The 18,632-nt window shown below is 57.9% G+C and carries 13 protein-coding genes; 4 read left to right on the top strand and 9 right to left on the bottom strand.

The annotated features are described in order from the left end of the window. Window positions 1-150 precede the first annotated feature (150 nt). The 7 genes from PK28_RS19265 to PK28_RS19255 form a co-directional block, all read right to left on the bottom strand. Window positions 151-705: an OmpA family protein gene (locus PK28_RS19265; protein WP_048826174.1), complete on the bottom strand. Its 555-nt coding sequence runs from the start codon at window positions 703-705 to the stop codon at window positions 151-153. A gap of 94 nt (window positions 706-799) precedes the next feature. Continuing rightward, entirely contained in the window at window positions 800-1,273 is a 474-nt protein-coding gene (locus PK28_RS16160) for a lipocalin-like domain-containing protein (protein WP_044515697.1), read from the bottom strand. Window positions 1,274-1,320: 47 nt separating this feature from the next. Next, the gene (locus PK28_RS19260) at window positions 1,321-2,064 is read right to left on the bottom strand and encodes a hypothetical protein (RefSeq protein WP_048826172.1); all 744 of its coding nucleotides are present in this window, start codon (window positions 2,062-2,064) and stop codon (window positions 1,321-1,323) included. 612 nt (window positions 2,065-2,676) lie between these two features. Continuing rightward, window positions 2,677-5,712, bottom strand: a complete 3,036-nt coding sequence (infB, locus tag PK28_RS16150) for a translation initiation factor IF-2 (RefSeq protein ID WP_044515694.1) — start codon at window positions 5,710-5,712, stop codon at window positions 2,677-2,679. A 121-nt stretch (window positions 5,713-5,833) separates the two neighbouring features. After that, window positions 5,834-7,114, bottom strand: a complete 1,281-nt coding sequence (nusA, locus tag PK28_RS16145) for a transcription termination factor NusA (protein ID WP_044515691.1) — start codon at window positions 7,112-7,114, stop codon at window positions 5,834-5,836. A gap of 126 nt (window positions 7,115-7,240) precedes the next feature. Then, the gene (gene rimP / locus PK28_RS16140; protein ID WP_231576184.1) at window positions 7,241-7,711 is read right to left on the bottom strand and encodes a ribosome maturation factor RimP; all 471 of its coding nucleotides are present in this window, start codon (window positions 7,709-7,711) and stop codon (window positions 7,241-7,243) included. 124 nt (window positions 7,712-7,835) lie between these two features. Further along, entirely contained in the window at window positions 7,836-11,321 is a 3,486-nt protein-coding gene (locus PK28_RS19255; RefSeq protein ID WP_156126435.1) for a DUF7948 domain-containing protein, read from the bottom strand. A 117-nt stretch (window positions 11,322-11,438) separates the two neighbouring features. On the opposite strand from PK28_RS19255, the gene PK28_RS16130 reads away from it, so the two are divergent. The 4 genes from PK28_RS16130 to PK28_RS19250 all read left to right on the top strand — a co-directional run bounded on the left by PK28_RS16130 (window position 11,439) and on the right by PK28_RS19250 (window position 16,639). Further along, the gene (locus PK28_RS16130; protein WP_197070432.1) at window positions 11,439-12,551 is read left to right on the top strand and encodes an endonuclease/exonuclease/phosphatase family protein; all 1,113 of its coding nucleotides are present in this window, start codon (window positions 11,439-11,441) and stop codon (window positions 12,549-12,551) included. 102 nt (window positions 12,552-12,653) lie between these two features. Then, window positions 12,654-14,159, top strand: coding sequence for a cysteine--tRNA ligase (gene cysS, locus PK28_RS16125; RefSeq protein ID WP_044515685.1), 1,506 nt, complete (start codon window positions 12,654-12,656; stop codon window positions 14,157-14,159). Window positions 14,160-14,203: 44 nt separating this feature from the next. Beyond that, window positions 14,204-15,226: a M28 family peptidase gene (locus PK28_RS16120; RefSeq protein ID WP_044515682.1), complete on the top strand. Its 1,023-nt coding sequence runs from the start codon at window positions 14,204-14,206 to the stop codon at window positions 15,224-15,226. A 105-nt stretch (window positions 15,227-15,331) separates the two neighbouring features. After that, the gene (locus PK28_RS19250) at window positions 15,332-16,639 is read left to right on the top strand and encodes an alpha/beta fold hydrolase (protein ID WP_082017165.1); all 1,308 of its coding nucleotides are present in this window, start codon (window positions 15,332-15,334) and stop codon (window positions 16,637-16,639) included. A gap of 3 nt (window positions 16,640-16,642) precedes the next feature. Here the strand turns inward: PK28_RS19250 and PK28_RS16110 are convergent, their stop codons facing one another. Continuing rightward, window positions 16,643-17,545 carry a S66 peptidase family protein gene (locus tag PK28_RS16110; protein WP_044515679.1) on the bottom strand — a complete coding sequence of 301 codons (903 nt, stop codon included), beginning with the start codon at window positions 17,543-17,545 and terminating at the stop codon, window positions 16,643-16,645. Window positions 17,546-17,668: 123 nt separating this feature from the next. Continuing rightward, window positions 17,669-18,550, bottom strand: coding sequence for a Cif family virulence factor (locus PK28_RS16105; RefSeq protein WP_156126434.1), 882 nt, complete (start codon window positions 18,548-18,550; stop codon window positions 17,669-17,671). Window positions 18,551-18,632 lie beyond the last annotated feature (82 nt).

The following is an 18,632-nucleotide window of genomic DNA, read 5'->3' as shown; positions in this document are numbered from 1 at the left end:
TCTTTCATCTGAGGGTTCCGCCGGGGTGCCCGGCAGCCGGCACCAAGGCTGTGGCCCTGATGTAAAACGAAGGTACTAAGTTCAGCGTCAGCCTGTTGTTGCATCTTTAGAGGGGCGTTGACCTCTGCCGGTGCTTTATTATGGTTATATCTATATCTTAACGAGTTCCAGGCGCTGGTTCAGGCTGTCCAGTCCCGTGGTGGTGTCTGGTTCCAGCGGCCGAGTCTCGCCCAGTCCTTTGGTGGTCAGGCGCGCCGCCTCTACGCCACCCCGCACCAGCGCTACCCGTACTGCTTCTGCTTGCCGCTGCGAGAGTTTGAGGTTAGTGGCCGCGTCGCCTTCCAGCGCCGTATGCCCTTCAATGCGCACGCGCAGCTCCGGGTTATCAGTCAGCGCCCGCACCAGTGCATCAATCACGGGCTGAGACTCCGCCGTCATGGTGGCGGTGCCGGGCTCAAACTGAATACCGTGACAAACGATTTTGCCATCGGCCAGCAAAGAGCTGTAGTACTCCGAACCAGCCTCCGCCACCCGACGCTCTATGGCCGCCTCGGCTTTCTTATCCAATTTGTTCACGATTTTCTGAGCGGCTTTGTCCGCCAGCTTGTCCTCTACTCGCCACAGCAGCCCAAGCTGGGCCTGCGCGCCCAGTGGTAAAAAAATGACCAGCACCAGCGCCCAACGAAGATGATATAAGGTTTTCATAGAAGCGAATAGCCTAAAATGAGTTAAAGAATAAAACAGCTTGCCAGACAAAGCGCCCCGCCGTTTGCCAAAACTGCGGGGCGCTTTGCTAGCTTTATTTCTTGCGGAAAGTGGTAACCAGCGTGTAGGTTACGCCTTCTTCGGTTTCCTGCAGGCTAAGCTTCAGCTCCTCTTTGCTGAGGTTGACCACCGTGAAAGTCTGCGGCTCGCCGTCTTCCACTATCGTCAGTTTCTTATTGCCATCGGTCAGCGTCCAGGTGCCGGAGCTGGTGGTCTGTGGGTCCTCGTCTTCGCACTTGCTGGAACCCTCGTCGCCCTTAAAGGTGCCGTTCTTTTCAAAGCGCAGAAAGTCGTCTTTGGAGCAGCCGGGCATCCAGGCATACAGGTCGGATATGGGGCCGGCCTCCGTTTCCATAGCGGGGCTAATCTGCATAGCCGACATCTGCCAGTTTTTATCGACCAGTTGGTTTTCCGAAGCCGCTGGATTGGGGGAGGAGTCCTTGTCTTTATCACAGGCAGTAAGGGCAAGCAATAGCGCGGCAGCAACAAATTTCAGGTTGGTTTTCATAGGTCAGAAAGGAAGGAGGGAGTAGAAAGAATGAATTAGGGGTGTTATTAGAATTTGGCTGTCAGGCCCAGCTTCAGGTAAGACATATCATAGCCGGCTTCCGCAAAGGCGCCTACCTTATCAGAGAAGTAGTAGCGGCCCCCCACGAAAATGCCGGAGTGAGCATAAGCGCCACCGTAGCTGCTATTGTAATCGTTGCCGTAGTAAGTATCCTTCCAGCTTTCCAGGCGCAGGCCCAGGCTAATGCCGGCGTAGGTATCTACTTTGGGGTTTTCGGTGAGATTGTAGTGGTAAATGCCCCGGGCGGCCACATAGATATCCGTCCAGGTAGCTTTATAATCGGTGCCGGGGTAGTTGTAGCGGTAAGCTTTGTAGCCCACCAGGCCACCCACCGAAATAGTGCCGGGTCCGATGCCCTCGATAATGCCCCGCTCCACCGACAGGTTAAGCGCTGGTAAGTTGGCGTTGCCCAGGTAGTCATAACCCAACCCCAAGCCAACGCCCAGGTTTACGGCCATGGAGCCTTTGCCAAAGCCGGCAGTACCGGCAGTTGCTTTGGGTGCCACGGCTACCACGGTCTTGGCGGCGGGTGCTGGTGCCGCCGGGGCAACCTGCGCCACGGCCGCCGCTTTCACCGGGGCCGCTCCCTTGGCCGCTGGCTGAGCCGTGGTAACCCGGGCTGTAGCATTGCCGACTTTGCCAGCAGGACGTGGGGATGATTTAGTTTGCGCTTCCGCCGCACCGCTCAGGAGCAGCGCGCTAAAGCATAAAGAGGTAGCCAGCGTTTTCATAGCAGGTAGTAAGTAGGTTGGTTTAGGTTAGTGGGAACTGTTTGGCGTAAGAAGATTCAATTCCTTCAAGGCATGATGCAAAACTAGTTCAGGCGGGCAACAGGGTCAATCGCATGATGATGTGACCAAATCATCATACCACGCACTAAAGCCTACTTCCAATGCGGATCTTAGAGTTGGAGCCACCAGGAATGCTATTCCTGCCGGTTGCTGCTGTTGGGCGAGAGTGAAGTGTGTTCTACAACAAGTACAAGCCTCGTGTCAGAATACAATAGCTCTATGAAAACCCGCGCTAATAGCTTGTAAGGCGTTAAAGGGCCTCAGTTTTTTTCTGCAGCAGTAAGGCTGGCTACACTTGGTATCAGCTGGCTTTACTAAAGGAACAGCACGAAATCGGCTGGCTTATCTACCATGCAACCGCTCTGCCACAGGAATAAGCAGCCGCAATAGGTTACCCAATGATGTGAGAGCCGGCTAAGGGGAAATTGTTGATTTAGAACTTTCGTCTGAAATGTTTGCCTGAAAAGTGGCCTGACTGTTGGCAGGCCCTAAACGCACAACGCCCCGGCCTTTGCAGACCGGGGCGTTGTGTATTCGCTATTTGCTGGGCGCTTACAGCGTCCGTTTTACTTCCTGCTCTTCGAAGCCCTCAATGTTGTCGCCTTCGCGCAGGTCATTGAAGCCCTTAACCGAAATACCGCATTCGTAACCCTGGCGTACTTCCGACACATCGTCTTTGTAACGCTTGAGGTCCTGCACTTCGCCGGCGTACACCACAATACCGTTGCGTACCACGCGTACTTTGGTTTTGCGGGTGAAGCTGCCGTCCGTTACCATACAGCCGGCAATGGTGCCCACCTTGGTAATATTGAACACCTGACGAACTTCGGCGTTGGCCACCACTACTTCCTTCACCGTTGGAGCCAGCATGCCTTCCATGGCATCCTTTACCTCGTTGATGGCATTGTAGATGATGGAGTACAGACGAATATCGATCTGCTCCTGCTCCGCCAGCTTGCGGGCACTCTGCGAGGGCCGCACCTGGAAACCAATGATGATGGCATCCGAGGCCGAGGCCAGCAGAACGTCGCCTTCCGAAATGGCACCCACCCCTTTGTTGAGGATGTTTACGGCTACTTCCGGCGTGCTCAGCTTCAACAGAGAGTCGGCCAGTGCTTCCACTGAGCCGTCCACGTCACCTTTTACAATAACGTTCAGCTCTTTGAACGAACCGATTGCCAGACGACGACCAATTTCATCCAAGGTAATGTGCTTCTTGGTGCGCAGGCTCTGCTCACGCGAGAGCTGCTGCCGCTGCGTAGCCAGCTCCCGGGCTTCGCGCTCGGTCTCCATCACCTGAATCTTGTCGCCGGCCTGTGGCGCGCCGGTCAGACCAAGCACCTGTACCGGAGTAGCAGGACCAGCCGACTTCATCTTCTTACCGCGGTGGTCGGTCATGGCCTTCACGCGGCCGTAGTGCGGACCAGCCAGCACAATATCGCCCACGTTCATGGTACCGGTTTGCACCAGAATGGTAGTTACGTAGCCCCGGCCTTTGTCCAGCGAGGCTTCAATAACGGCACCCACAGCGTTGCGGTCCGGGTTGGCTTTCAGCTCGAGAATCTCGGCTTCCAGCAATACTTTTTCCAGCAGGTCGTCAATACCCAGGCCAGTTTTAGCCGATACTTCCTGCGACTGGTACTTACCACCCCATTCTTCTACCAGAATGTTGATGGCCGACAGCTCCTCACGGACCTTATCGGGGTTAGCACCAGGCTTGTCAATCTTGTTCAGCGCAATTACGATAGGTACCCCAGCCGCTTGTGCGTGGTTGATGGCTTCCTTCGTCTGCGGCATCACCGAGTCGTCGGCGGCTACCACAATAATGGCAATGTCCGTAATCTTGGCACCACGGGCACGCATGGCGGTAAACGCTTCGTGACCAGGAGTATCCAGGAAAGTAACGCGCTTACCCGACTGGGTCATTACATCGTAGGCACCAATGTGCTGCGTAATACCGCCGGCTTCGCCTTTGGCCACGCTGGCATTCCGGATATAGTCAAGCAGCGAGGTTTTACCGTGGTCAACGTGACCCATGATGGTCACGATAGGCGCGCGGGGCTGCAGGTCTTCTTCGTTGTCTTCGATGCCGAGGTCCGTTTCCTCTTCCTCCGCCGACAGGAACTCCACGTCATAACCGAACTCATCGGCAATAACGGTAATGGCTTCCGCATCGAGGCGCTGGTTGATGGATACAAACATGCCCATCGTGAGGCAAACCTTGATAACCTCGTTCACAGAAACGTTCATGAACGACGCCAGGTCGTTGGCCGAGATAAACTCGGTTACCTTCAGGATCTTGGCATCCAGCTCGTTTTGCTGGCGTACGGCTTCCCGATCTTCGGCAGCACCGGCCCGCTTGTCGCGGCGGTACTTGGCGCGGTTGGTCTGGTTGCCACCACGGCCGCCGCTGAGCTTAGCCAGCGTGGCTTTGATCTGCTCCTGAATCTGCTTGTCGTTCTGCTCAGGCGTAGCGGGCGTTACTGGGCGCTGGGCACCGCCCTGGCCGGGCCGCTGACCTGCATGCATGGAACGCTGCACCGGGCGGCTGTTCTGATCCGGACGGTTGTTCTGGCCGGGACCGGGGCGGTTGCCTTGCTGGGCACCACCCGGACCACCCTGACCGGTACCGGGCGTGGGAATACGCTGACGCTTTTTCTTGTTATCGGGCGCCAGACCGCTTTTCCGAACATCAGAAGAAGCAACCGGGCGGGCACCGCGGCCTCCCCGGCGCGAGGAATCCGTGGGCAGCTCAATCTTACCCAGAACCGTCAGGCCTTTCAGCTGGTCGGCTTTGGCAACGATGGTACCGGCGGGTTCTTCTGTGGAAGGAGTGCCTGCTTCAGATGCCGGGGCGGCGGCGGCCGGAACTTCCGGGGCCGCAGCAGCGGGTGATGCTGGGGCCTGTGCTGCCGGAGCAGGAGCAGGCGTGGGGGCCGGCGCTACGGGAGCAGGGGCTGGTTCTCCTTTAGGAACAGGCGGCGTTACCGGCGCTGCGGCCACGGGGGCCGGGGCGGGCTCTGCTTTAGGTGCCGGGGCCGGAGCGGGCGCAGGCTTTTCCTCCGCTTTGGGAGCGGGCGCAGGTGCCGGGGCTGGCGCCGCGGCTGCCGGAGCAGGCCGGGGTGGTACCGGACGACCTTTGGCATCCAGCTCAATTTTCCCCATCACCTTCAGGCCGGGTACTTTAGGCGCTTCTTCCGTAATGGCGGGGGCGGGAGCAGCGGCGGGATTAGCAGCAACAGGTGCCGGAGCGGGAGCAGCCGGAGCTGCTGGCTTGGGCTCCTCGGCTGGCTTGGGAGCCGGGGCAGGAGCGGCCACCTCTGCTTTCGGAGCGGTAGGCTCCGGACGCGGGTGTGCCTCCAACTCACTCTGGCGCTTGGCCTGGCTGAGTTTGGCTGCCTCGATCTTATCCTGCGCCGACGACTCAAACGCTTTGTTGAGCAGGGATACCTGCTCCGCCGTCAGCTTAGTCGTCGGTTTATTGTCGATCTGAATCCCTTTTTCCGCCAGAAAATCCACAATCGTGGACAATCCAACGTTCAGGTCTTTGGCTGCCTGATTCAGCCTCTTGGTTGCTGCTTCCGCCATTCTATGCTCGCGAACGATACTCTTATCCAGTTGCAAAGGTACTATATTAAATCTTGCCGGGCGGCGTTAAATCCAGCCCGGGGCCCGATTTAACGCCTTTGCCGTACCGGCCGCCACGCACTCATTGCGCGTCGCCGGTATTCGGTACTTCTTGTTCTTCTTCGTCTTCAAACTCCTGGCGAATCACGCGGAAGACATCTTCCACCGTTTCTTCCTCCAGTTCCGTCCGACGAACCAGGTCTTCCTTGCTGACAGCCAATACGGCGCGGCCCGTGTCGAGGCCGATTTTTTTCAGCTCGGCAATAACCCAGTCTTCAATTTCATCCTGGAATTCATCCAGGGCAATGTCCTCTTCGTAGTCGCCGGCTTCCCGGAATACGTCGATTTCCATGCCTACCAACCGCGAGGCCAGCTTGATGTTGGCACCACCACGGCCAATGGCCAGTGATACCTGGTCGGGTTTCAGGAACACCGAAACACGACCGGTTTGTTCGTTTATTTTCATTGAGCCGATTTTAGCCGGCGACAAAGCACGCTGAATGTAGAGCTCGAGGTTATCGGTGTAGTTGATGACGTCGATGTTCTCATTCTCCAGCTCGCGCACCACGGCGTGGATACGGGAGCCTTTCATACCTACGCAGGCACCCACCGGATCGATACGGTCGTCGTAGCTTTCTACGGCTACTTTGGCCCGCTCGCCGGGTTCGCGCACAATGTTCTTGATGGTGATGAGGCCATCATAGATTTCAGGTACTTCCTGCTCAAATAACCGCTCCAGGAAAGCCGGAGCAGCGCGGGAGAGGATGATTTTGGGCGTACCGTTGATGATTTCCACGCGGTGTACCACGGCGCGCACGGTGTCGCCCTTGCGGTAGCGGTCCTTGGGAATCTGCTCGGATTTGGGCAGTACCAACTCGTTTTCGTCCTTGTCCAGAATCAGAGCCTCGCGGCTCCAAACCTGGTACACTTCACCGGCAATGATTTCGCCTACCTGATCCTTATAGGTCTGGTAGAGGTTATCCCGCTCCAGGTCCTTCACGCGCTGAATCAGCGTTTGACGGGCCATGAGCACGGCGCGGCGGCCGAAATCTTCCAGCTTTACTTCTTCGGCTACCTGTTCGCCTACTTCAAAGTCGGCCTCAATTTTCTGCGCTTCGGCCAGCGGAATTTTGTCGAAATCCCAGATATCCTCTGAGTTATCGTCCACGATTTCGCGGTTGCGCCAGATTTCCAGGTCGCCCTTGTCCACGTTGATGATGACGTCGAAGTTCTCATCCGTCGTGTACTTTTTGCGAATCATCGTCCGGAACACGTCTTCCAGGATGCTCATCATCGTGGGACGGTCGATGTTCTTGCTCCGAGCAAACTCGGCGAACGATTCGATCAGAACGTGGCTGTTCATATTTTTTGAGCTTTTGACTGTGCGCTGCCGGCGGTTGGCTTACGTGGGGAAATTAGCCAGCAGACGAGACAGATGAAAGGTGAGCAGAACGAAAAAGCGGATGACCCGGGGCCATTCGCTAGTAAGTTATTTGAAAGAAATGACGACCCGGGCTTCCTTGATGTCCGTGAACGGAATAGAAACGGCGGGCAATACTTTCTTTTTGGTTTTCTCTTTAATGACTTCGGCCAGTTGAATGCCTTCGGCTTCGAGGGCTTCCAGCGTACCGGTTTTCTCGGTGCCGTCGGCCAGCTTCAGATTCAGGTCGCGGCCTACGTGGCGGGTGTACTGGCGCGGGTCGAGGAGAGGTTGGTCGGCGCCGGGGGAGGTAACTTCCAGCGTGTAGCTGGCATCTTCTCCGTAGGCTTCATCGATGCGGTGGGCCAGCCGGCGGCTAACTTTTGCGCATTCATCAATGCCCAATCCCTGCTCTCCGTCCAGAATAACCGTCACTTTAGGGCGGATAGCATCAGAGATAGTCAGGCCGACAACGAACAGCTCTGTGCCAGGCAGGCTGTCCTGTAGCATTTCGGCAATTCGTTCACGGTCAAATCTCATACGGCTGAACCTAGGGGATAAAAGAAAGAGGGGACTGCACGTCCCCTCCTCTTAACTTGTAGTTTGCAGGTGCAAAGATAGGACATATTCCGCCTAAATGCAATACCCCTTCTGGTATAGGCGCTTAGCGGCGCACCTCCACCCACCCTTTATATTGCTTGCCGTCGGTATCGCGCAGCAGAAAATAATAAATGCCATCAGCAAGCTTGTCGCCGGTCCAGTCATTATGGTAGTCGGCGGTGCTGTACACCTCATTGCCCCAGCGCGAGAATATCTTCAAAGAAACCGGCAGGCAGGTGAAGTGCTGCACAAAGGTGTCGTTGCGCTTGTCGTTGTTAGGGGTGAAAATGTTGGGCACGCTGGCCTTGCCTACTTCCACGGTCATAAAACGGGTGTCTACCTGGCAGCTACTATTATAGTAAGCAATACAGGTGACCGGGTAAGAGCCTGGGTTGGTGTACACGTGGGTGGGGTCGGGGTCGGTGCTATGAGGGCTACCGTCGCCGAAATCCCAGTCGTAGCTGGTAGCGTAGCGGGCGGGGGAGGTGAAGTGTACCGTGAGTGGGGCCAGGCCGGTTTTGCCGGGGTAGGCAGCACATTCAGGGATGAGGAGTGGCTCCTTATTCGTGTTGAGGGGCGCTATGACCACCTTTCGGAAGGCGGATTCGCTGCAGCCTTCGGCTCCTTGAAAAGTATAGGTAAGGCGAATGACCTGCGCCGTATCTACGGCAGGTGGAGGAGTAAACAAGCCACCCGGCGTAACGCCTACGCCGCTCCAGACCCCACCGGGCGGAGTAGCGCCCAAAAGCTGATAGGGCGTCAGTTGAAAGCTGCAAAGCGCTGAGTCAGGCCCGGCTTTTACGGTGGGTGCGGTTAGTACGGTAATGTTTTGGCTGGCCTGACCGCACTGCCCGGCGGGCAGGGTGTAGGTGATAGTATGAGTGCCGGTACCGGCCTGGTTCGGATTAAACTGATTGCCACTGACGCCGGGGCCGGAAAAAGTGCCCCCTGCGGGTGTAGCCGTCAGGATGATGCTGGATTGATTGGTACAGGCGCCTGTAACAGCGGGGAAGTCAACCGGTACCACCGGGTTTACCGTGAGGCTCAGCACGCTAGTGGTGATGCAGACTCCGGTAGAGGCTACGGAGTAAGTCAGCTTTTGCTCGCCTACTAAAGTGGCGCTGGGCGTGAAAAGGTAGCTACCATCTGCCCGTAGGGTTACGCCGGGGCCGGTCCAGGTGCCGCCGGCCGGGCTGCCGCCCAGCACAAAGGCATCATCATCGGCGCACACAATTCGGGCGGGGCCGGCCTGCGCAAAGTTCAGCCCGAAATCAATTTTAAACGCCGCGTTATTGCAGTTGCGGCTATTGTTACGGCTGGAGTAGGTATTGGCCCCGGGCGGCACCGGAAAGCCGGAGGTGCCGCCGCAGCCGCCGCACACGGCCTGGTACACGACGCCGCGCTTATCAAAGCGGCTGGTGCCACCGTCTACATGCTCGCCCCGGCCGCCATTCTCCCCAAAGAAAGTGGCGTACTCTACGCTCTTTGCGCCGGCCCCAAACTGAATCAGGTAGAAATCGGAACCATCGGTAGTGGGCTGGATGGCGTTGGAGGTTACCGGCAGCCCATCGGTGGAACCGCCTGTGTAGCCTTGGTTGACCCGGCCGCCCCAGCCACAGGCGTAAATCCGCTCACAGGCATCTACCAGGAAAGCCGTCAGAGACAGGTCCACGCCATTGCGGCCACTGCCGAAAACCACCGAGTACACCCGCGTGGCCAGCCGCGGGTCCATCTTCTGAATAAACTGCCCGCCGCGCTGCTTATTATTATTGTACAGGCCGGATGTTACGGGATACGCGCCAAACGTTTGCCCCAGCAGATACACATTGTCCAGCTCATCCAGCTGCAGGAAATAGGCCTGATCATACTGCGCGGTGCCCAGGTAAGAGGCCTGCACCAGGCTCGTGCCATCGGCGGAAATATGCGCCACAAATCCATCGGCATTGCCGGCCTTGCCGGGCTGATAGGAGCCGGTGGTGGTGGGGAAATCGGTGCTGTTGGTGCCGCCGGCCAGGTAAACGGAGCCATCTTTAGCCAGCTGAATGGAGTAGGCCGCATCGGCTCCGCGTCCGCCCAGGTAGCTGGACCACAACAGGCTGCTGAGGTCGGCGGGGAGCTTGGTCACTATGGCGTCGCTGCCACCACCGCCGTAAGTGCGGCCCAGACCATTGCGCACCGGAAAATCGGTGCTGATGGTATTGGAAGTGAGGTACACGTTGTCGGCGGCATCTACCGCAATATCACCCCGGAACGAGTCGCCGTAGTTCCGGGAGAGATAATCGTCCCCGGCTTTATCCGTATTGAGGCCGTCGTTGCCGTTGCCACCCAAAAAAGTGGAGGCCAACAACTGGCTGCCATCCGTTGATAAAGTGCTGACAATAATATCAGAGCCTTGGGTATAGTTGGAGCCGCTGAGGGGCGTGATAGAAGCGCCTCCGTTAAATTTCCGGTCGAAGGCGGTAGTGCTGGTCGGAAAGTCAGCGGAAGATGTAGTGCCCATAATCAGCAGCTCGCCCTTAGAGTTTACTACTAAGCTATGGGGCGTTTCTACGCTTTTGCCGCCCAGAAATGTTGCGTACAGGCGGGCGCCAGGTCCATTAACGCTGGTGTTATATTTAATGATGGCAATATCAATTACCTGATTAAAGCTCTGGTCGAAAGCCCCTGGGGAAACCGGATAGCCTGGACCGAAGGCCGTGCCGCCGGAATACAGGTGGCCTTCCTCATCATAAGTAGCCGTGTTGCCCCAGTTATCATCGGTAGCGCCGGTGAAGGAGGAAAAGATAACCGTGGGGTCAATAACGAGCGGGTATTTCCGCTGATAGCCCTGGGGCAGGCTGAAGGATACTTCCTGGCCGCGCAGCACAAAGGCGCAGGGCACGGGTACGCGGCGGCCATTAATATTCTGCCAGGCCCGCGGGGCTGTTTCCGTCACCTGGCCCACCGAGGTGCGCACTACCAGCACCCCTTCCTGCAGCGTGAGGCTTTCCTGCCCCTCGTAGCGCAGCCGGATGGCATCGGGCTTGCCGCCCGGCGCTACCAGGAAATCATACTCCAGCTGGCCGCCCACGTTTTCATACAGCTGCACATCGGTATTGGGGTACACCTTTTCATAGCGCAGCTGGCGGAAGCCGCGCACGTGGCGGGCCCATTGGCGGGAATCTTTCCCCAGAAAATAATTGCGCATACCGTCAGTGGGTTCCTGCGAGCTGATAGTGGCCGCGGCCCGCCCGCCCACAAAGGAGACGGTATAGGCGTGGCCGCGCAGGCGCTCCGGCGGAACGGTGGTGGTTTCGCTGCGGTCGTCGTGATGGTTATGCGCGCTCAGGTCCTGGGGCGAGTACAGCGTGTAGGTAAAGCCGGCAGGCTGCAAAAACAGGCGCCCGCCCGGAATATCAGCTGCAAAGCGTACCGGCTGAGGCCATTGGCCGCGGTTTTCCACAAACTCCAGGCTGCGCGTGGTAGGAGCCGCAGCATAGGTGGATTGTCCTGGCCCTAATAACAATGAAATAAAGCCCAGAAACAGGCAATAGTAGAGCCTTTGGTTCATAATAGCATAGCCGGCGAAATACAACCCTGAAATATAGTCTAAAGTAGGCACCGATTAATGCCATTGGCATCTAAACAGGCAGGATGTCGTAATTTGCCGCTGTCTTTCTTTGTATCTGTGCGACGTTCCTTTGCTTTTAAATGCACCCTGCTGGTGTTGGGATGGGTGTTGGTGGCTATTGCCGCTCTGCAGGTGCCGGCGCATCAGTTCTGGCCCGCCGCCTTTCTGGGGCTTTCTTTGCCCGTGGCGCTGGTGCTAACCGGCGGGCTGGCGGTATATTGGCTGCTGCGCAACTGGCGGGTAGCGCTACTCCCTATTCTGATGCTGGTGCTCATGTGGCCCCACGTGCAGCGGGGCTTTGCGCTGCACCCTTTGCATCTGGTGCCTTCAGGCGAAAAAGCGGCCGGCCAGAAAGTACAGCTCTTGAGTGCCAACGTGCGCATTTTCAACGTGTACGCACAGCTGCGAGACAAGAACTTTTCGTCATCCCGTAAGCTGATTAAGTGGTTGGCCGAGCAGCCGGCCGATGTTATCTGCCTGCAGGAGTTCTACAATGAGCCCCGGCCATCCCGCACAAATAAAGACGTATTCCAGTCCGTAAGGCGCATTGGGCCCGAGGCCCACCGCACGCCTTTCGTGTCCGTAACCCTGCGTAATGCCATTGGGGCGGAGTTTGGGCTGGCTATTTTCTCAAAGTTTCCAATTGTACACCGGGGCACCATTCACTTTGGCAAGCTCACGCAGAACCACGCCATGTTTGCCGACCTGCGCCTGCCCAGCGGCGACACCATCCGGGTGTACAACGCCCACCTGCAAAGCATGAGCATGGATGAGCGCGACATCGTGGACAGCTACTCCAGCAAGGACGGGCTGAAGGCGAAAGGCGTGGGGCTGCTGCGCCGGTTTAAGCGCGGGCTGGTGGCGCGCAGCCGGCAGGTAGATGAGCTGGTGCAGCACATGCAACAGTGCCGCTACCCCATTCTTTTTTGTGCCGATTTAAATGACCTGCCCTACAGCTATACCTACGACCAGCTGGCCGACCACCTGCAGAATGCCCACGCTACCATCGGCAATGGAATTGGCACCACCTACAACGGCCGCCTGCCTTTTCTGCGCATCGACCAGCAGTTTGCCAGCTCCCAGTGGGCCATTGATGACTTTGGCGTGCACTACGAAATTCCGTATTCTGACCACTTCCCTCTCACCGGCACGTATCGGCTTAAAAAATGAAATATGAAGAATAAAGAAGAGGGAATGAGCCCCGGCGACTGACAACATCCAGGCAATTCCTCCTGCTTCCTTCCTCATACTTCATTATTCTATCTTTGCTCCATGCACCACCCGCTCTCGCTCTACAACACCCTTACCCGCAAGAAGGAATCCTTCGAACCCCTGCACGCACCCTTTGTGGGGGTGTACCTGTGCGGCCCCACCGTGTACAGCGAAGCCCACGTGGGCAACGCCCGCGGCCCGGTGGTGTTCGATGTACTCACGCGCTACCTGCGCTATCTGGGCTACACCGTGCGCTACGTGCGCAACATTACCGATGTGGGCCACCTGGAAAGTGACGCCGACGAAGGGGAGGACAAAATCAGCAAAATGGCCCGCGCCCGGCAGCTGGAGCCCATGCAGGTGGCCGAGCAGTTTGCCAACCTCTACCAGCGCCACGTAGAGGTGCTGGGTTGCCTGCCGCCCGATATTCAGCCCCGCGCCAGCGGCCACATCACCGAGCAGATTGAGCTGATTCAGGAAATCATCAGCAACAAGTTTGCTTACGAGGTGAATGGCTCCGTGTACTTTGATGTGCCCGCTTATAACGCCGCCGGCCGCGGCTATGGCAAGCTTTCCAACCGGGTAGTAGATGAGCTGCTGGCCGGCTCGCGCGACAACCTGGCCGGGCAGGAAGAAAAACGCAGCCCCCTGGATTTTGCCCTCTGGAAAAAGGCCGATGCGCGTCATCTTATGCAGTGGCCCTCGCCCTGGGGCCAGGGTTTCCCCGGCTGGCACCTGGAGTGCTCGGCCATGAGCCGCAAGTATCTGGGGCAGATGTCGGACATCCACGGCGGTGGCCTGGATCTGATGTTTCCGCACCACGAGTGCGAAATTGCGCAGAGCCAGGGCAGCCACAGCCATACCGATGAGGCCCGGGTGTGGGTGCACCACAACATGATTACGGTGAATGGCGCCAAAATGAGCAAGTCGCTCGGTAACTTCATTACCATTTCCGAGCTGTTTGCGGGCACCAATGCTACGTTGTCGCAGGCGTACTCGCCCATGGTGGCACGCTTCTTCCTACTGCAGGCGCACTACCGCAGCCCCATTGATATTTCGGACGATGCCATGCAGGCCGCCCGCAAAGGCTACCGCAAGCTCATGAACGGGCTGCGCGTGCTGGATAAGCTGGTGTTGCCGGAAGGCACCGAGCGCGCCGCCGACACCACGGCCGCCAATGCCGAGCTGCGCAAGCTCACGCAGGACTGCTTCACCGGCCTGAACGACGACCTGAACACGGCCCGCTGCATTGCTTCCTTGTTTAACCTGCTGCGCAAGTTTAATGGCTACGCTGCCAACCTGGCCACGCTGGGCCAGGTGAGCGAAGCTGCTTTGCTGGAAGCTGCTACCACTTTCCGCACGCTGGTGCAGGAAGTACTGGGTCTGCAGGACGAGCCGCGGGCCAATGCCGAAGACCTGCTGGGCCTCACGCTGAGCTTTTATCAGGAAGCCAAAGCGGCTAAAGATTACGCCAAAGTAGATGTAATTCGGGCGGCGCTGAAAGAGCAGGGCATTGTGGTAAAAGACACTAAATCCGGTATCGATTGGGCTTACAGCGAAGAATAAGCAACCTCCGTTTCCTGACCGGCATACTCCCTCTTCCTGACTCTATGAACCTCCGCCTCTCTCATCTTAGCTCCGTTGCGCTGGCTGCCCTGTTGCTGGCTGCTGGCTGTACAGAGAAGAAAACCACCACCGAAACCACCGCCACGCAGGCCGAGGTGTCGCTGCCGAAAGCACCCGTCTTCAACGCCGACTCGGCCTATGCCTACACGGCCCGGCAGGTAGCCTTTGGCCCCCGCGTGCCCAACTCCGCCGCGCACGTAAAAACCGGCGACTGGATTGTGCGCACCTTCAAAAGCCTGGGCCTGGCGGTAAAGGAACAGCCGTTTGAGGCCATGGCCTTTGATGGCAAAATGCTCCGCTCGCGCAACATCGTAGCGCAGTATCAGCCCCAAGCCGCGCGGCGCATTGCCATCTTCACGCACTGGGACACCCGCCCCTTCGCCGACAAAGACAAAACCAGGAAAAATGCCCCTCTGGATGGTGCCGTAGATGGTGCCAGCGGCGTAGGCATAGCCCTGGAAATGGCCCGCGTGCTGGCCGCCCAGCCCGACAGCCTCCGTCCCAACGTGGGTATCGATTTTATTTTGTTTGATGCCGAAGACTACGGCTACGACGAATCGACGCAGAGCGAGTTGCGCAACCAACTGCCCGATACCGACAGCTGGTGCCTGGGCTCCCAGTATTGGGCCGAGCATATACTGCCCGCCGGCTACAAGCCCAGCTACGGCATTTTGCTGGATATGGTAGGCGCGAAAAATGCCAAGTTCAGCCGCGAAGGCGAGTCGCGCCAGATGGCCGCCGATGTGGTGGAAAAAGTGTGGAATACGGCGGCTAAAATCGGTTTCTCCGATTTCTTCCTGTTCCGCGACGGCCCCGCCCTCACCGATGACCACGTGTATACCAACAAGGCGGGGGTGCGCACCATTGACATCATTGACACGCTCCCCTTCGGCGAAGAAGTATTTCCCGCCTACCACCATACCACTGAGGATAATATGAACATCGTTGACCGGCGCACGCTCAAAGCCGTGGGCCAGACGGTGCTGCAGGTGATATACGGGGAGTAGCTTTCTTGCTCCATAACCCCGAAGAGCCCCGACCCTAGTATAGGGCCGGGGCTTTTTTTATGGGTTGATGCCACCTCTGCTGGAAGAGCAGGCTCTAACAGGCATATGCGAACTTCTCTCCTCATGTTGGTAGCCCTATTGCTGCCCCAAATGGCCTGGGCTCAGGCTGCTAAAGAATCTGTGGCTGACGGCCTGTTCCAGCGCGTGAGTGTGCGGGCTCATGCTGGTCGGCCTTACCGTTTATCGGCCCGGGCTATGGTAGATACTACCCGCTCGGATAAAGCTGATGCCTGGATTGCGGCCTCGGTGCTGGGACCGAAGGATAAGTTTTTAGGCGCGGCGCGCCTGCCCAAAAACATTGTGGAGAAGCAGTGGCGCACGTATACGGTGCAGGGCAAGCTCCCAAAAAACGCCGATACGCTGCAGGTAGTGCTGGGCTACTACATGAATGGCCGCTTTGCCTTTGATGATTTTAAGCTGGAAATAGAGCAGGCCAAAAACCAGTGGATAACGGTCCCGCTGCAAAATGCTGACTTTGAAACTTCTTTGCCACTGCTGGCGGGCAACCAAGGTTGGCGGGAGTTTCAGCAGGTTACGGGCTTCTCCCGGGAAATAGCCACGGATGCTGCGGGCAACCACTATTTGGCAGCCGCCGGGCAGCAGATTGTGCCCTATGGGCGGAACAGCCGCGCTGGCCACTATGCTACGGTGAATGGCGTGAAACTCTACTATGAAACCTACGGGCAGGGCCAGCCGCTGCTATTGCTGCACGGCAACGGCGAGTCCATCAGCAGCTTCCGGCAGCAGATAAAAACCCTGGCTCAGACTTATCAGGTTATTGCCGTGGATACCCGCGACCAAGGCAAATCGGCCACCACCCACGGGCGCCTAAGCTACGACTTGTTTGCTGATGACATGCACGCGCTGTTGCAGCACTTACAGATACCCGCCACCCACATTGTGGGCTGGAGCGACGGCGGCAACACGGGTCTAAGCATGGCCCTGCGCTATCCGGCCCAGGTGAAAAGCCTGGTAACCATGGGTGCTAACCTTTACGCTGATACCACCGCCGTAGATGCTAACCTCTTGAAAGAGATACGCCAGACCAAGCGGATCCTGACGGTGCTAAGGCCTTTCAAGAAACAGTGGCACAAGGGCTACCGCCTCAGTACCCTGCTGCTGAAATACCCCAATATGAAACCCGTTGAACTGCACGCCATAACGGCGCCGGTACTAGTGCTGGCCGGCGAAAAAGATGTAATTAAGGAAGCCCACACCCGCCTTATTGCACAGCACATTACCGGCAGCCAACTGGTTATCCTGCCCGGCCTCACGCACTACGCACCCCAGGAAAATGGCCCGCTATTTAATGAAACGGTGCTCAGTTTCCTGCGGCAGCACTCCGCAAACTAGCGGCTACACATATTCCACTCGTGCCCCGTTCGCATCCACCGTCAGGCTGGCCCGCCGGCCGCAAATCAAGGCCATATTCTCGGGCTCGTGGCCCACGGGAAAGCCGTAGGCTACCGGAAAATTATACCGCCGGGCATAGGTGTCAATGATTTCGTAGGGCGTTTGGCCGAAGGGCACCAGGTTGTCCTGGGGGTTGGAGAAGTGGCCCACCAGCAGCCCGGCCAGCCCGGCCAGCTTGCCGGTGCGGTCCAGGTGTACCAGCATCCGGTCAATGGCGTAGAGGTACTCATCGGTGTCTTCCAGAAACAGGATGCGCCCGGCGGTGGGGCAATCGGAGGCCGTGCCCGTCAGATTTTGGAGCAGGCTGAGGTTGCCGCCAATCAATTCTCCTTCCGCCCGCCCGAAACGGTTGAGGGGTTGGGGTGCTACGGTATACGTTATAGGTTCACCAAATAAAGCGCTGCGCAGGCTTTCCAGAGCGGCCTCGCCACCGGGCTGGTGGAAGAGCAGCGGCATCACACCATGAATACTCTCGTGGCCCAGGCGCAGCAGGTGGCAGTTGAGCGTGGTGATATCCGAGAAGCCGGCTATCCATTTGGGGTCCTCGGTGAAGTGGGAGAAATTCAGCTGGTCGATGATACGCGGGGTGCCGTAGCCGCCGCGCGCAATCAGAATAGCCCGAATGCCGGGGTCATCCAGCTGGCGCTGGAAGTCGCGGCGCCGTACTTCATCGTCGCCACCAAACTGGTGATGGGCAATGTTCGTGCTTTCACCCAGTACCACTTGCAGGCCCCAACCAGTGAGCGTAGCTACGGCGGCGGAAAGTTCTTCGTGCGAAGCTTTCCGGGCAGTACAGACAATGGCAACCCGGTCTTGCGGGCGAAGCGGAGCAGGAGCAGTAGGCATAGCGCAGCAAAAAGTACGAGCGTAAACCTACGGAACAAAACCCGGAGCACTGGCAGCAAACGGGTGCAAAAAGCCCCGGCAAAGGCCAGGGCTACGCTATTATACCTTTTGTAGCTAGATGGGTCAGATTACCCGCAAGCTGAGGACTTCCATGGTTAACTTCCACTGACCATCGGTGCGGCGCCATACGTGCAGGAACTGGCCGCGCTCGGGTAGCTGCCCAATATAGCCGATGGTGTAGCCCCAATCACCGGCCGCCGATACCTCCGTTTTTACAGGCTGCATGTGCAGCGGCTGAGTAGAGGTTTTAGTTAAGGCCCAGGCAGCTGTATTCAGGAATGGCGGCTCGCCTTCGCGCAGCAAGCGCAGCTCGGCCGTGGGCCCCAATACTGGCTGGTAGGCCTGGCGCAGACATTTGCTGGCCCGGCTGGCAAATTCTGCTTCTACCTGCCCCAACTCGGCCCGGCGGCTAGCCGTATCGGCCGGCGCTGAATCCTGCTTGAGGCCATATTTGGCCGGCCGAAGCTGCTGGGCGGCGGGTTTGGCGGGGGCTGCGTGGCTTATGCCTCCATCGTATACTGCCTCCCAGTCGCCGGCCGCTGTTTTGCGCCAGATGGTAGCAAAATTACCGAAACGTGTAGGCGCATCGGCCAGGGTATTGGGCCGAAACTCCCAGGGGCCGGTGGTAACGCCCAAGTCGCCGGAGGCGGCTATATCTGCAAACACCGGCCGCCAGACCAGGCGGCCGGGCTGCTCCGGGGCCTGAGCATAAATGTCACGGCCGCGCATAAACTGTCCCTTGTGCAGCAGAAAGGCATTGCTAAGGTATTTGCCGAAGGCATTTTGCACGGAATGCTCCTGACCGTAGGCAGCAAAGGTTCGCTCGGCTTCTACCAAGGTTTCCAGGTCGTTGCGTACGGTTTTATCGGGCCGTGCGGCCGGGACTGGCTGCGCGTACCAGCCAGTTAAGAGGCTGAAGAGGGGCAAAAGTAGAGCGGCAAGCATAGGGCAAGGCGGTAAAAACAAACAACACCTTTTGGGCCGAGGGAAATGCCTGAGCCATCTGGTTTTTCCATGATGAAAAACC

The sequence above is a fragment of the Hymenobacter sp. DG25B genome (assembly GCF_000801315.1).
Classification (GTDB): domain Bacteria; phylum Bacteroidota; class Bacteroidia; order Cytophagales; family Hymenobacteraceae; genus Hymenobacter.
This window is presented reverse-complemented; position numbering and strand designations above follow the sequence as displayed.

What these genes read in the sequence shown, in the direction of transcription:
- PK28_RS16120 (WP_044515682.1), top strand. Translation starts at nt 14,204, where the DNA reads ATGAACCTCCGCCTCTCTCATCTTAGCTCCGTTGCGCTGGCTGCCCTG.
- PK28_RS19265 (WP_048826174.1), bottom strand. Translation starts at nt 705, where the DNA reads ATGAAAACCTTATATCATCTTCGTTGGGCGCTGGTGCTGGTCATTTTT.
- infB (WP_044515694.1), bottom strand. Translation starts at nt 5,712, where the DNA reads ATGGCGGAAGCAGCAACCAAGAGGCTGAATCAGGCAGCCAAAGACCTG.
- rimP (WP_231576184.1), bottom strand. Translation starts at nt 7,711, where the DNA reads ATGAGATTTGACCGTGAACGAATTGCCGAAATGCTACAGGACAGCCTG.
- PK28_RS16110 (WP_044515679.1), bottom strand. Translation starts at nt 17,545, where the DNA reads ATGCCTACTGCTCCTGCTCCGCTTCGCCCGCAAGACCGGGTTGCCATT.
- PK28_RS19255 (WP_156126435.1), bottom strand. Translation starts at nt 11,321, where the DNA reads ATGAACCAAAGGCTCTACTATTGCCTGTTTCTGGGCTTTATTTCATTG.
- cysS (WP_044515685.1), top strand. Translation starts at nt 12,654, where the DNA reads ATGCACCACCCGCTCTCGCTCTACAACACCCTTACCCGCAAGAAGGAA.
- PK28_RS19260 (WP_048826172.1), bottom strand. Translation starts at nt 2,064, where the DNA reads ATGAAAACGCTGGCTACCTCTTTATGCTTTAGCGCGCTGCTCCTGAGC.
- PK28_RS16105 (WP_156126434.1), bottom strand. Translation starts at nt 18,550, where the DNA reads ATGCTTGCCGCTCTACTTTTGCCCCTCTTCAGCCTCTTAACTGGCTGG.
- PK28_RS19250 (WP_082017165.1), top strand. Translation starts at nt 15,332, where the DNA reads ATGCGAACTTCTCTCCTCATGTTGGTAGCCCTATTGCTGCCCCAAATG.
- nusA (WP_044515691.1), bottom strand. Translation starts at nt 7,114, where the DNA reads ATGAACAGCCACGTTCTGATCGAATCGTTCGCCGAGTTTGCTCGGAGC.
- PK28_RS16160 (WP_044515697.1), bottom strand. Translation starts at nt 1,273, where the DNA reads ATGAAAACCAACCTGAAATTTGTTGCTGCCGCGCTATTGCTTGCCCTT.